This window comes from Mesorhizobium sp. B2-5-13, from assembly GCF_006440535.1.
Classification (GTDB): Bacteria; Pseudomonadota; Alphaproteobacteria; order Rhizobiales; family Rhizobiaceae; genus Mesorhizobium; species Mesorhizobium salmacidum.
On sequence record NZ_VFUI01000018.1, the window covers coordinates 82,661 to 94,690 of the forward strand.

The window sequence follows — 12,030 nt, forward strand, 5'->3', positions numbered from 1 at the left end:
GTGTGACGGTCAGACATCCGATATCACCTGCCCATTCGACAGGATGTGAACCTTGTAGCCGGCAAATATCTTTTGTGCTTCGCCCGCGGCGTAAAGCGCCTGGTAGGCCTCGTGCGGGATCAGCGCGTGGTTTTCGTAGCTCGATACGCCCTGGCGAGCGGCCTCGAGGTCATCGGTGTTGATGAAGAATTCCTGCGTCGTCTTCTCGCTTGAAAACAGGCCCTTGCGGCCCGGCTTCTCGCCCTTGGAATAGACTTCCTGGATGGTCCAGGTCAAAAGCCATGCGTTTTCGGGCTTGCGCACCTTGGCCAGCACTTCCGTCACCGTCGAATTGTTGTCGGTGATGCCTGCTGAGTAGAAGGGACCGAGCACCACCCGCCTCAGCTGCTTGGGGTGCAGTGGCTCGAAGTCCTTGTCGAGGTTGACGGCGATGGTCGCCGGCGACAGCGTATAGGCCGAATTCTTCTCGGTGAAATCGTCGAAACGATGGGCAAGTTCGGGGTTGAGCAGGCCGTCGACCGGCAGCGGAATGTCGACCTTGTCGTTGAGCTTGCCGCTCCGGTCGACAAGCTGGCTGACCATGCTGTCCGACGAATCCTCCACCGTCACCATGTAGACCAAAGGCAGGTTGGCGCTGCCGTCGAAGGTGGCCCAGTGGACGAGATAATAGGGCCGCGCCGTCTTCGGATTGACCGAGACCTTGGCCGTCTGCGCCAGCGTGAATGGACCGAAGGTCTGCTCGCTCTTGACGTCCTCGAGATAGAGCCGCTCGGCCATCGATTTCTGCAGTGCGTCGGGGAACTGCTTGTGGCGCAGGATGAAGTCGGCCATCTCTTCGCGCAGCTCGCCGGCCTGGGGAATGTTGGCGAGCCGGCCGTCGGCCTGGCGGCGGTCGTTTTCCAGTTCGAGCAGGTTCTGGAACACCGGGTAGCCGCTTTCGGCGCGCGAAATGCGGAACGTGTCCATGAAACCCAGCCGGTTGCGCCAGCAGGAAAAGGACTTGTCGAGCCGGGCGATGTATTCGGCAACGATCCTGGCGACAATGCCATGCCGGTAAAGCGGCGAGCGGTCGTCGCGCATGAACACTTCAAGGCCGCCGAGCGCGGCCGTGATTGCCGAGAAATACCGCGCCGCCGCGTCGTTTTCGGGTGTCATGCTGTCAGCCCTGCGATTGTCGCACCGGTGCGCGCGGCAATTATGACTGCACGTAGTTGGCCGAATTGTGCTTCTTCAGCACCTCGTCGAAGCGGCGGGCGAAGGCATCGTCGGCCAGCTTCTTGCGGCGCTGGATGTCGGCGCTGGCCACCATGTTCTTCTCGTGCATCTCCAAGAGGTCGCCGATGTGCTTCTGCGAGGCTGCGCCAATGCCGGCCATGGTTTCCTCGGCCGTGTTGTCGACCTGGCTGCCCAGCGTGTTGATCTTGTGGGCGACGTCCTGCTGCGCGGCGGTCTTCAGTGAATCCTCCAGCGCCTTGTAGAGCACGATGCGCTGCTCGGTATCGATGGTCAGTTTGTTGATCAGCGTCGACTGCGCGGCGATCTGGTTGTTGAGCGAATCGACGAAGGTCTGGAACATCGAGGTGTAGCGCTCCAGCGTCTGGCTTTCGGCCAGCAGCTCCTGCTCCTTGGCCTGCTTTTCATTGTATTCGGTGGCGAGCTTGGAACGTTCGCCCTCGAGCTGCGTGCGGTCTTTCTGGCTGGTCGAGGCGGCGATCTTGTTTTCGATGTCGAGCAGCATCGGATTGAGCTCCTCGATGCGCTTCTGCACGGCTTCGAGGTTCGTCATCGTCGTCTTGCGGCGCTCGATAACCTGCGACAGGCTGGCTTCGGAGGTCTTGTAGCGCTGGTCGAGAACTTCCTTCTGCGCCTTCAATATGCCGACGATGGTGTCGGACTTGGCCAGCAGTTCCTGCAGATTGCCGGCGAGCGACATGTTGCGCACGCGGTCGGTGCGCATGCGCTGCTTGCGCTGCGCCGAAAAGACGCCGACGAAGTTTTCCCAGCCGGTATAGTTCTTCATGCTCTCGAACTCGGCGCCGAAGACATTGGTGGCGTCCTCGAGGCCGATGATCAGGTCGGCGATGTTGCCTTCCATCACCTTCTGCTGCTTCAGCACATCCTCGATGCGGGCGTTCTCGATGTCGAAATTGGCGTCGCCGATCTTCTTGTCGGCGGTTGCGAGTGTGTCGAGCACGGTGCCGGATTGCTCGATCTTGGTGCGCATATCCTGGACGACCTGCTTGGTCTTGGCAATTTCGGCATCGAAATTCTGCAATGTCGCCATAGGGGCCTCCCGCTTCGGCTTCCGCTCGCTGGTTGCGAACAGCGGCGAATATATGTGGGGTATCAGGGGATTGAAAGACGTGAAAACAGTGCGCTGCGCGAAACAAATATTCGGCCGAACCCTTGAAAGGCAATGGAGCCGTGGTCATGGCGTGATCAACTGGTCGGCCAAGCCTGGTTCAGCTGATTTTGAACTTTCATGTCGGCAAAGCAATCAGTCCACGCCGAAGCGGACGGCTCCGAAACTTGACAACAACTGACCCTTGCAGCCCCACAGGCCTGCGCAAGCCGGTCCGTCCCACTCCGGACGGCGTCTGCTCAAGGCTTGGGATCAGCCTTCAGATAGGCAATGATGTTGGCGATGTCGTCGTCATTGCTCAGGCCGCTGAAGGCCATCCTGTTGCCGGGCACCTTCAGCTTGGGCGATTTGAGGTATTCGGCAAGATTTGCCTCGTCCCAGACGAGACCGGCAGCACCCGCGCTCTTCATTGCCTCCGAATAATGGCCGAGGAAGCTTTCGGCGGTTCCCGCCGTGCGACCGACGACGCCCATAAGATGTGGGCCGACCTTGTCGCGGTCGGTGGCCGCCTCATGGCAGGCCACGCACCGGTTGAAAACATGTTTGCCCAGCACAGGATCGCCCCCGGCCTGGGCGGCAATGGAAGTGGCCAGGAGAAGAAGGCTGGCGGACAAGACGGCTCGAAGCATGGCTGACCCCGGGGAGTTCTGGCTGAGACGGGAAATAGGGCGCTGACCTTAACAAAGGCACCATTTGAATGGCGCGGCTGCAAGAGATGGCAGCCGGCTGCCCGATGCCGGCGTCCGGCGGGCCTTCGTTTCAGCCGCTGACAAAGCCGATGAAGTCGTCGGGTGCCGCGCGGCCCATTTCCTCTTCCCAATGGCGGCGGCAGAGCGAGACATAGACATCCTTGCCGATCGCCACCTGTTCGCCCTGCCGGGCCACCTTGCCGTCGGGACCGAGGCGCACGACCATCGTGGCCTTGCGGCCGCAACGGCAGATGGTGCGCACCTCGCGCAGATCGTCGGCGATGGCCAGCAGCGCGCGCGAGCCGGGAAACAGCTTGCCCTGGAAATCGGTGCGCAGGCCGTAGCACATGACGGGGATGTTGAGCCGGTCGGCGATGCGGGCAAGCTGCCAGACCTGTTCTTCCTCCAGGAACTGCGCCTCATCGACGAAGATGCAATGCACCGCCGTGTGCTGGTGATGCTCGGCGACGCGGGCGAACAGGTCGTCGCCATCGCGAAACATCTCGGCTTCCGTCTCCAGCCCGATGCGCGACGAAATCAGGCCTGTGTCGCCCATGCGGTAGTGACCGGCGACGAACAGCATCGTCGTCATGCCGCGTTCGCGGTAATTGTACGATGCCTGCAACAGCATGGTCGTCTTGCCGGCATTCATCGTCGCGTAGTGGAAGTAAAGCTTGGCCATGCCGCCCTTTTAAGCCGACTTGCCGCCACGCGGGGAGAGGCCGCGGCCGCATTCCCCTGAAAAAGCAGCCACTGCCGAGGCAGATTGCGCTCGGGGCTTGGCACGGAAAGCGTCAGCGGTGTCGCTGATTGGCCAGCCAGCGCCGTTGATCGTGATTGTCTTAGTGCTTGAAACCACTTCAGAATGGTGTTTGGCTGACGAAACAAGGCGGGCACAAAGACCGAAACTTCGCTTCGCCAAAGAATCGAAATGGGAGAATACAGATGTCGCGTATGAATTCCTTCGTCGCCGGCCTAGGCTTGGCGGCTTTCCTGTCCACGGGTGCTGCCTTCGCCGGCGATCCGGCAAGCTGCAAGGCGGTTCGCCTCTCCGACGTCGGCTGGACCGACATCCAGGCTACCACCGGGCTGGCCTCCGTGCTGCTTACCGCGCTCGGCTACGAACCGCAGGTGATCCAGCTCTCGGTTCCGGTGACCTATGCGTCGCTGAAGAACAAGGACCTCGATGTCTTCCTCGGCAACTGGATGCCGTCGATGACCAACGACATCAAGGATTACACGGCCGACGGTTCGGTCGAGACCGTCAGCCAGAACCTGGCCGGAGCCGGTTACGGCATCGTCGTGCCGACCTATGTCGCGGATGCCGGCGTCAAGTCGCTGACCGATCTCGGCAAGTTCAAGGACAAGTTCAACGGCAAGATCTACGGCATCGAGGCCGGCAATGACGGCAATCGCATCATCCTCGACATGATCAAGAACCCGAAGGACAATCTCGACGGGTTCGAACTGGTCGAATCCTCGGAGGCCGGCATGCTGACGCAGGCCGAGCAGTCGATGAAGAACAATGAGTGGATCGCCTTCCTCGGCTGGACGCCGCATCCTGTGATGGGCGCCATGAAGATCACCTATCTCGATGGCATGGGCGACAGCGGTTTTGGCGCGGCCACCGTCTCGACCAATGTGCGCAAGGGCTACATGACCGAGTGCCCGAATGTCGGAAAGTTCATCGCCAACCTGAAATTCAATCTGGATATGGAAGGCCAGATGATGGACGCGATCCTGAAGGGCAGCGATGCAAACACGGTGGCAACCGACTGGCTGAAGAAAAATCCGGATGCGGTCAAGCCCTGGATCGCCGGCGTGACCACCTTCGACGGCGGCGACGCGGCGGCGGCGGTCAAGACCGCGCTCGGGAGCTGAGCCGACTTTGATTTCGGCGTGACCGAAACAGAGGGCAGCCATTGTGGAAAGGCTGCCCTTTTTCGTATCCTGTGACAAGATGACGTTGCGACAATACGGGGCCGAAGGCAGAGCTCTGGCAAACGAGGGGTGAGATGGATCCGATTTCCAAATTCATGGTCGATCACAAGATCCCGATCGGCGCCTGGGGAAAGGCGTTCTTCGGCTTCCTCACCGACAATTTCGACACCGTGTTCAGGGCCTTCTCGAACGGCCTCAATTTCCTGCTCGACGGGATGGTCGACATACTGCTGATGGTACCGCCGGTGCTGCTCGCTTTGGTGATCGCCGTCATTGCCTGGCTGCTGCAGCGCTCGCGGCCGCTCGCCATCGCGGTTTTCCTCGGCCTGATCTTCATCATCAACCAGAACCTCTGGAAGCAGACGGTGCAGACGCTGGTGCTGGTGGTCGCGGCCGCTGCGGCGGCGATGGCCATCGGCGTGCCGCTCGGCATCTGGGCGGCGCACAAGCCGAAGGTCTATCGCATCATGCTGCCGGTGCTCGATCTGATGCAGACGCTGCCGACCTTCGTCTACCTGATCCCGGTGCTGACGCTGTTCGGCCTCGGCAACGCGCCCGGCCTTATCGTCACCATCATCTTCGTCATCCCGACCGCGGTCAGGCTCACCCATCTCGGCGTCGTCTCGGTGCCGAAATCGATCATCGAGGCCGGCGAGGCCTTCGGCGCCACCAAGAGCCAGCTGTTGTGGAAGGTCGAGCTGCCCTCGGCGCTGCCCACCATCATGGCGGGCCTGACACAGTCGATCATGCTGTCACTGTCGATGGTGGTGTTCGCCGCCCTGATCGGCGCCGGCGGTCTCGGCACGGAAATCAACCGGGCGCTCGGTTCGCGCCGCATCGACCTTGGCCTTGAGGCCGGTCTTGCCATCGTCGTGCTCGCCATCGTGCTCGACCGGATGACCCGCATTGGCGTTGGAGGCAAGAAATGACCGTCGCCGTCGATTTCAGGAATGTCGATATCGTCTTCGGCGCCGACCAGGCCGGTTCGCTGGCGATGATCGACAAGGGTGCTACCCGGGCCGAGATACTCGAGAAGACCGGCAATGTGCTCGGCTGCGCCGGAGCCAGCCTGACCGTGCATGAAGGCGAGATTTCCGTCCTCATGGGCCTGTCCGGTTCGGGCAAGTCGACGCTGCTTCGGGCGGTCAACCGGCTCAACGTGGTGTCGCGCGGCCAGGTGCTGGTCAAGGACGGCGACCGCACGGTCGATGTCGTCACTTGCGATGAGCCGACCTTGCGGCGGCTGCGGCAGAAGCAGGTGGCGATGGTTTTCCAGCAGTTCGGCCTGTTGCCGTGGCGCACGGTGGAGGAGAATGTCGGCCTCGGCCTCGAACTCGCTGGCGTGCCGGATGCCGAGCGCAAGGAGCGGGTGCACAGGCAGCTCAAGCTGGTCAACCTCGACCAATGGTCGGACAAATACGCGCATGAGCTCTCGGGCGGCATGCAGCAGCGCGTCGGCCTGGCGCGCGCCTTCGCCACCGAGGCGCCTATCCTGTTGATGGACGAGCCGTTCTCGGCCCTCGATCCGCTGATCCGCACCAAGCTGCAGGATGAACTTCTGCAGCTGCAGGCGGAGCTGAAGAAGACCATCATCTTCGTCAGCCACGACCTCGAGGAGGCACTGAAGATCGGCAGCCACATCACCATCATGGAGGGCGGCCGTATCGTCCAGACGGGCGCGCCGGAAGACATCGTGCTGCGCCCCGCCAACGATTATGTCCGCGACTTCATCGCCAATGTGAACCCGCTCTCGGTGCTCACCGCCTGGAACGTCATGCGCGACCGTCGCGACCTCGAACATGGCGACAATGGCTGGGTGTGGCTCGACCGGCGCAAGACGACGCGTTTCAAGATCGACGAGCACGGGCTGGTGGCGGCGGCCGAGCGCGACGGCAAGCCGGCAGTATGGGTGTCCTGCGCCGATGTCGAGGGCCAGCCCGAGGAGCTGGCGCAGGTGTTCTGGGCCAATCCCGGCACGTCGCTGAAGACCGTGATGCTGGCCATGCACCGGTCGCAGACGGCACCGGTAGCGCTGTTCGACGATCAGTCCCGCTTCGTCGGTGCCATCGGCATTCGCGACGTGCTGAGCGCGGTGCTGCGGCGGTAGGCCGGCAACGTCAACCGAAAGGCTTTCGGGTCGCGTCGGGAGGCGCCTTGAAACGGATATTGAACTGGCTGTCGACGGCGCGCGCGGCGCAAGCGGCGCTCGGCTTGCTGATCGTGATCGCGATCCGGTCGATACTGGAGTTCTTCCGTGTCGGAAGCGCAAGCGGCGGGCCGATTGACGGCGCACAGCTCTTCTATGTCGAAGGGGCACTTGCCGCGTCGATCGCGGCGCTGGCCGTTCTCGTTCTGCATGCGTTCGGGCGGCATCGCTGGGCAACAATGCTCGCGGCGGCGGTCATCATCGCGCTGTTGGCCTGGAAGATCATCGCGACAAGTTGACGTTCGATGCGGCCTGATCAGTCTCAAGCCGCCAGCGGCAGGCGCAGCTCCGTCAGCAGGCCGCCGTCAGGATGGTTGGACAGGCGGACTTCGCCGCCCGCGGCACGCGCGATGTTGCGGGCGATGGTCAGCCCGAGCCCGAGGCCGCCGGTCTGGCGGTTGCGGGACTGTTCGAGGCGCACGAAGGAGCCGAACACGGCGTCGATCTGGGCCTGGGGTATGCCCGGCCCTTCGTCGCGGATGGCGAGCGTGATCGTGCCGTCGGAGCGGTGCAGGCTGAGATGCGCCTTCTTGCCATAGGTGACGGCGTTCTGTACCAGATTGGTGACGCAGCGCTTCAGCGCCACCGGTCGCGCCATGCAGATCAGGCCGCGTGAGCGGGTGTCGTCATTGTCGAACGAGACGTCCGGATAGGCGTCGGCGATCGATTCCACGAGCGACCAGAAGTCGATGCGTTCGCTCTTTTCCTCGTTCACCTCGAAGGTGGCGAAGTCGATCACCGAACTGGCGATGCTCTCGACATCGGCGAGATCATGCGCCAGCGCCTCGCGAACCGCCGATTTGCGCAACAGCTCCAGGCGCAGCCGCATGCGCGTCATCGGCGTGCGCAGATCATGCGCGAGTGCGGCGGCAAGATGTTCACGGTCCTCGACATATTCGCGCAGCCTGGTCTGCATGGCGTTGATCGCCCTGGCGGCAGCACGCACCTCACGGCTGCCGCTCTCGGCGATCGGCGGGCTCTTCAGGTCCTTGCCGATCCGGTTGACGGCGGTTTCCATCATCCGGTAGGGCGCGGTCAGCCGGCGCAGCGACCAGATCGACATGATCACCACCAGCCCCGCGATCAGCGCATAGAGCGGCAGACTGTCGACGCTCAGGATCGGGCCGACGGGGGTGATCGGTTCGGTGAAGTTCAGCCATTGGCCGTCGGCGAAGCGCAGCGAGGCCGTCAGCTTGTCGCTCTGGGCGAAATTGGCGGCCAGCACCAGAAGGTCCCGCTCGACCTGGCCGATATCGGGCGCCGGCGCCGCGCCGTTGGCATCGTCGGCTTCGCGCGTCGCCGGATCGCGGCGCACGCGCGCGTCGGTGATGCCGAACTTCGACAGCCGGCCGACGAGGATGTCCTCGAGCTCGGCCAGTTCATCGTCGCCGGCGATCGAGGAGGTGACGGCGGGCGTGTCCGAGACGGTGAGCGCGTATGTCGAGTTGAACAGGCCTGCGGCGGTCGCCTTGCGCTCCTCCGGCGAGGCGCCACTCATCAACTGTACGAGCGAGAAGGCGCGGTCGTTGAGACGGTAGAGGTCGACCACGTCATTGGCGGCGGCGCGGTCGCGCGACACGATGTAAAGGGTCGCGACCTGGCTGATCAGCAGGCCGGCAATGACGATCAGCAGCACCCAGACAGGCAAGGTCTGCGGCAGGAAACGTCTCATTCGGAGGCCGTCTCGGGCAGGAACTGGTAGCCGCCGCTGCGCACGGTGAGGATCAGTTTGGGCGTCTTGGGATCATCTTCCATCTTGCGCCGCAACCGGCTGACCAGGATGTCGATGCTACGGTCGAAGGAATAGTCGCTGTCGCCGCCGGACAGTTCGATGAGCTGGTCGCGGGTCAGCACGCGCTGAGCGCTCTTGACGAAGGTCTGCAAGAGGTTGAACTCGGCCATGGTCAGTTCGACCCTGACGTCATCGGGCGCGGTCAGCCGGCGGCGCGAACAATCCATGGTCCAGCCGGCAAAACGGTAAATCTGCTTTGTGGTGGCGCGCTTCGGCTCGGCGGCGCCGTTGCGCCGCAGCACGGCGCGGATGCGCGCCAGCAACTCGCGCGGGTCGAAGGGCTTGGGCACATAGTCGTCGGCGCCCATCTCGAGGCCGACGACACGGTCCGTTGTCTCGGTGACGGCGGTCAGCATGATGATAGGCGTCGTATACTGGGCGCGCAGGTCGCGGCACAGTTCCAGCCCGCTCCTGCCGGGCAGCATCACGTCGAGCACGATGAGATCCACCTGGGAACGGCGCAGGACGGCCTCCATCTCGGCGCCGTCGGCGGCAACCGAGGTGTGCAGGCCCCGCTTCTGGAAGAACTCCTGAAGCAGGTCGCGGATGCCCTTGTCGTCGTCGACGATCAGTATGTGTGTCTCGGATTTCACAGGTGCGCTGTCCCGGTTGCCGGCCAAGCCATGATTGGCTGGTGAGCCACACGATAGAATTCGGGCCATATGTTGGCCAGTACCTTGCTTTTCAAGGGAGAATTAATTCCGCCTTCCCCACATGGAAAGCGACGGTCAGCTTGGCGTGGCCTGGCCAGACACAATCCAGAAACAAAATTCTACAATCGGGAAAAACTCCTGAAAAAGTAGGCCGGCATAACGGTGCCGTGGCGGTCAGGTCATCGGCTGCGACGCTAGTCTCCGGGTTTACGGATAAACCAATGCCAAGATTGTCGATCAGTTTGTTGGGAGTTCTGCTGGGCCTTGGCCTGCTCACTTCCGCTGTCGACCAATCGGATGCAAAGGCGCCGCTCACCCGGAGCGAACGGTGCGCCAATCTCAGCCACCAATTTGATGAAGCCCTCGAAACCCATGCCACGGCAACGCAGGTCACCGCGGCAAAGGCACTTCAGAGAAAGGGCAACCGGTACTGCGCCGCCAAGAAACAGGCGCAGGGCATCCGGATGCTCGCCAATGCTTTGAAGCTGCTTGGAGTGACACCGAACGACCCGGTCCAGTGACACTCAAAAACGACCCGCAGAAAAAAGGAAATGAAGCCATGAACAAGTCCATCCTGTCCGCCCTTGGTCTCGCCGTCGCTCTCGCCTTCTCGATGCCGGTTCTCGGCAACGCAGCCGCCACCACGACCGCTGCCCCGGCTGCCGCCACCACGACCACCGCTCCGGCTGCTGCCGCGACCACCGCTCCGGCCAAGGCTGCTCCGAAGAAGGTCGCCAAGAAGACCGTCTGCAAGGTGACCACGAAGCACAAGTGCCCGGTCAAGAAGGCTCCCGCGATGGCTGCTCCCGCGAAGGCGGCCCCTGCGAAGGCTGCTCCCAAGAAGCCCTGATCAGCTTCGAGGTTAGTTCAACCAAGGCCGCCCCAGCCGCAAACCGGCTGGGGCGGCCTTCTGCCAAGGGCACGGTCGATAAGCTGAACACCCGGCGGCTTCCAGCCACGCATCTCGATCGTGCTTAACCCGTTTGCAATGCCGGCCCTGTAGGACAATCCGCATGAAGAAGCGGCTTTCGTCCATTTTTCGCTCCATGGTGATCGGCGGCCTGGTTGCCACCGGCGTCGCCAGAGTGCTGATTCTGCTCACCGCCAGCCCCGTGCCGGACCCTGCAAGCGGGCGCACCGAGCCTTCGCTGTTCGCGCCGGCGATTTCCAGCAACTGGGATTACATCACGCCCGTGCAGGCGTGGCTTTTGATCGTGCTCGCCGGCGTGACGCTGATCTGCGTTGCCGGATGGCCGATCGCGGCATGGCTGGAACGCCGGGCGGATGCCGACGCAAGTCGCCGGATCTTCGGCCGTCAGGGCCGTTGAACCGCGACAGACCATTTCCCACATGATCGTGAAGGACCGGGCGTGCCCGCCGACGGTCCGCAAATGGACGGTCGCTGCCACCCGTGGCAAAATGCGGGCTTAAGTTTGATCGCGAAACAGTCGGTTCGAATGCCTGAAATCACCACAAAACCGCGCGTCAAGGTGAAGCCGCAGACGGAGCGGCCGAAGCTCTACAAGGTCATCCTCATCAATGACGATTTCACCCCGCGCGAATTCGTGGTGACGGTGCTGAAGGGCGAGTTCAAGCTCAGTGAGGACCAGGCGCACCGGGTCATGATCACCGCGCACCAGCGCGGCGTCTGCGTGGTCGCGGTCTTCACCAGGGATGTCGCCGAGACCAAGGCGACACGGGCCACCGACGCCGGCAAGGCCAAGGGCTATCCGCTGTTGTTCACGACGGAACCGGAGGAGTGAGGAGCGGTCGCCCGCAGGGCGATTAGTCGACAACGATTTGTCGACTAAAGCGACGAACGCCCGGAGCCATAGCGGAGGGCGCTTTTTCCTTCTCCCACAAGGGGCCTGTTGCGCAATTCTGGCATTGTGATTCACTTCGATTATTGCTCGGAGGGATTTGCGATGGCGGTGAAGCGGACGGGACAGATGAGCTTTGTCGAGGCGTTCCTTGGGAACAAGGCGGTTGGCTCGTCGGGGATACTGGATCGGATCGGGTCGCTGGTGAAGTGGTACCGTTTCGAGAAGCTGCTTGGCGGACTCAATCATGGTGGTCCGGGCCATCCCGGCTGGCCGGCGCTGGTTCTCTACAAAGCCCTGCTCTTGCAGTCGCTTTACGGGCTGTCGGACCGCGAGCTGGAGGAAGCGCTCGCCGACCGGCTGTCGTTCCGCCGCTTCGTAGGGCTCGCACTCGACGAGACGGTGCCCGACCACACGGTGCTCAACCGCTTCCGCAATCTTTTGATCGAGAAGGGACTTCTGGACAGGCTGTTTGGCGAGCTCGACCGGCAGCTGGAGAAAGCGGGCGTGATGCTGAAGCGCGGCGCGATGCTGGACGCGACCCTGATCGAGGCGGCCTCGGCGCCG

15 protein-coding genes are annotated in these 12,030 nt (G+C 62.7%); 9 read left to right on the plus strand and 6 right to left on the minus strand.

All coding sequences use genetic code 11. The annotated features are described in order from the left end of the window. Positions 1-9 precede the first annotated feature (9 nt). The 4 genes from FJ434_RS23775 to FJ434_RS23790 form a co-directional block, all read right to left on the minus strand. The gene (locus FJ434_RS23775) at positions 10-1,155 is read right to left on the minus strand and encodes a hypothetical protein (protein ID WP_140504868.1); all 1,146 of its coding nucleotides are present in this window, start codon (positions 1,153-1,155) and stop codon (positions 10-12) included. 40 nt (positions 1,156-1,195) lie between these two features. After that, positions 1,196-2,284 (minus strand): hypothetical protein, encoded by a 1,089-nt coding sequence (locus FJ434_RS23780; protein ID WP_027143401.1) that lies wholly within the window; start codon positions 2,282-2,284, stop codon positions 1,196-1,198. Positions 2,285-2,601: 317 nt separating this feature from the next. Beyond that, positions 2,602-2,991 carry a cytochrome c family protein gene (locus FJ434_RS23785; RefSeq protein ID WP_140751303.1) on the minus strand — a complete coding sequence of 130 codons (390 nt, stop codon included), beginning with the start codon at positions 2,989-2,991 and terminating at the stop codon, positions 2,602-2,604. A gap of 130 nt (positions 2,992-3,121) precedes the next feature. Then, a complete protein-coding gene (locus FJ434_RS23790; protein ID WP_140504872.1) occupies positions 3,122-3,733 on the minus strand; it encodes a thymidine kinase in 612 nt (203 codons plus the stop codon). Positions 3,734-3,996: 263 nt separating this feature from the next. Here FJ434_RS23790 and FJ434_RS23795 point away from each other — a divergent pair, with 263 nt between their 5' ends. From FJ434_RS23795 to FJ434_RS23810, 4 genes are all read left to right on the plus strand, one after another. Continuing rightward, the gene (locus FJ434_RS23795; RefSeq protein ID WP_140504874.1) at positions 3,997-4,932 is read left to right on the plus strand and encodes a choline ABC transporter substrate-binding protein; all 936 of its coding nucleotides are present in this window, start codon (positions 3,997-3,999) and stop codon (positions 4,930-4,932) included. A gap of 134 nt (positions 4,933-5,066) precedes the next feature. Continuing rightward, complete coding sequence (gene choW / locus FJ434_RS23800) at positions 5,067-5,921, plus strand: choline ABC transporter permease subunit (RefSeq protein ID WP_140751301.1); 855 nt, start codon at positions 5,067-5,069, stop codon at positions 5,919-5,921. Beyond that, on the plus strand, positions 5,918-7,099 hold the full coding sequence (choV, locus tag FJ434_RS23805) for a choline ABC transporter ATP-binding protein (protein WP_140751299.1): 1,182 nt from the start codon (positions 5,918-5,920) through the stop codon (positions 7,097-7,099). The genes choW and choV overlap by 4 nt, the downstream gene beginning before the upstream one ends. 59 nt (positions 7,100-7,158) lie before the next feature. After that, complete coding sequence (locus FJ434_RS23810) at positions 7,159-7,437, plus strand: hypothetical protein (RefSeq protein WP_140712508.1); 279 nt, start codon at positions 7,159-7,161, stop codon at positions 7,435-7,437. Between the two features lie 23 nt (positions 7,438-7,460). Here the strand turns inward: FJ434_RS23810 and FJ434_RS23815 are convergent, their stop codons facing one another. Both FJ434_RS23815 and FJ434_RS23820 read right to left on the minus strand, forming a co-directional pair. Then, the gene (locus tag FJ434_RS23815) at positions 7,461-8,870 is read right to left on the minus strand and encodes an ATP-binding protein (protein WP_140751297.1); all 1,410 of its coding nucleotides are present in this window, start codon (positions 8,868-8,870) and stop codon (positions 7,461-7,463) included. Next, positions 8,867-9,583, minus strand: a complete 717-nt coding sequence (locus FJ434_RS23820) for a response regulator transcription factor (protein WP_140751295.1) — start codon at positions 9,581-9,583, stop codon at positions 8,867-8,869. The genes FJ434_RS23815 and FJ434_RS23820 overlap by 4 nt, the downstream gene beginning before the upstream one ends. Before the next feature lie 281 nt (positions 9,584-9,864). On the opposite strand from FJ434_RS23820, the gene FJ434_RS23825 reads away from it, so the two are divergent. The 5 genes from FJ434_RS23825 to FJ434_RS23845 all read left to right on the plus strand — a co-directional run. Beyond that, positions 9,865-10,164 (plus strand): hypothetical protein, encoded by a 300-nt coding sequence (locus tag FJ434_RS23825; RefSeq protein ID WP_140751293.1) that lies wholly within the window; start codon positions 9,865-9,867, stop codon positions 10,162-10,164. Positions 10,165-10,202: 38 nt separating this feature from the next. Next, positions 10,203-10,493 carry a hypothetical protein gene (locus FJ434_RS23830; protein WP_140504882.1) on the plus strand — a complete coding sequence of 97 codons (291 nt, stop codon included), beginning with the start codon at positions 10,203-10,205 and terminating at the stop codon, positions 10,491-10,493. 163 nt (positions 10,494-10,656) lie between these two features. Further along, the gene (locus FJ434_RS23835) at positions 10,657-10,971 is read left to right on the plus strand and encodes a hypothetical protein (RefSeq protein WP_027143391.1); all 315 of its coding nucleotides are present in this window, start codon (positions 10,657-10,659) and stop codon (positions 10,969-10,971) included. 129 nt (positions 10,972-11,100) lie between these two features. Beyond that, entirely contained in the window at positions 11,101-11,406 is a 306-nt protein-coding gene (gene clpS, locus FJ434_RS23840; RefSeq protein WP_027143390.1) for an ATP-dependent Clp protease adapter ClpS, read from the plus strand. A gap of 162 nt (positions 11,407-11,568) precedes the next feature. Then, positions 11,569-12,030 (plus strand): transposase (locus FJ434_RS23845; protein ID WP_140751291.1); only part of this gene is annotated, 462 nt, incomplete at its 3' end.

What these genes read in the sequence shown, in the direction of transcription:
- FJ434_RS23775 (WP_140504868.1), bottom strand. Translation starts at nt 1,155, where the DNA reads ATGACACCCGAAAACGACGCGGCGGCGCGGTATTTCTCGGCAATCACG.
- FJ434_RS23780 (WP_027143401.1), bottom strand. Translation starts at nt 2,284, where the DNA reads ATGGCGACATTGCAGAATTTCGATGCCGAAATTGCCAAGACCAAGCAG.
- FJ434_RS23785 (WP_140751303.1), bottom strand. Translation starts at nt 2,991, where the DNA reads ATGCTTCGAGCCGTCTTGTCCGCCAGCCTTCTTCTCCTGGCCACTTCC.
- FJ434_RS23790 (WP_140504872.1), bottom strand. Translation starts at nt 3,733, where the DNA reads ATGGCCAAGCTTTACTTCCACTACGCGACGATGAATGCCGGCAAGACG.
- FJ434_RS23795 (WP_140504874.1), top strand. Translation starts at nt 3,997, where the DNA reads ATGTCGCGTATGAATTCCTTCGTCGCCGGCCTAGGCTTGGCGGCTTTC.
- choW (WP_140751301.1), top strand. Translation starts at nt 5,067, where the DNA reads ATGGATCCGATTTCCAAATTCATGGTCGATCACAAGATCCCGATCGGC.
- choV (WP_140751299.1), top strand. Translation starts at nt 5,918, where the DNA reads ATGACCGTCGCCGTCGATTTCAGGAATGTCGATATCGTCTTCGGCGCC.
- FJ434_RS23815 (WP_140751297.1), bottom strand. Translation starts at nt 8,870, where the DNA reads ATGAGACGTTTCCTGCCGCAGACCTTGCCTGTCTGGGTGCTGCTGATC.
- FJ434_RS23825 (WP_140751293.1), top strand. Translation starts at nt 9,865, where the DNA reads ATGCCAAGATTGTCGATCAGTTTGTTGGGAGTTCTGCTGGGCCTTGGC.
- FJ434_RS23830 (WP_140504882.1), top strand. Translation starts at nt 10,203, where the DNA reads ATGAACAAGTCCATCCTGTCCGCCCTTGGTCTCGCCGTCGCTCTCGCC.
- FJ434_RS23835 (WP_027143391.1), top strand. Translation starts at nt 10,657, where the DNA reads ATGAAGAAGCGGCTTTCGTCCATTTTTCGCTCCATGGTGATCGGCGGC.
- clpS (WP_027143390.1), top strand. Translation starts at nt 11,101, where the DNA reads ATGCCTGAAATCACCACAAAACCGCGCGTCAAGGTGAAGCCGCAGACG.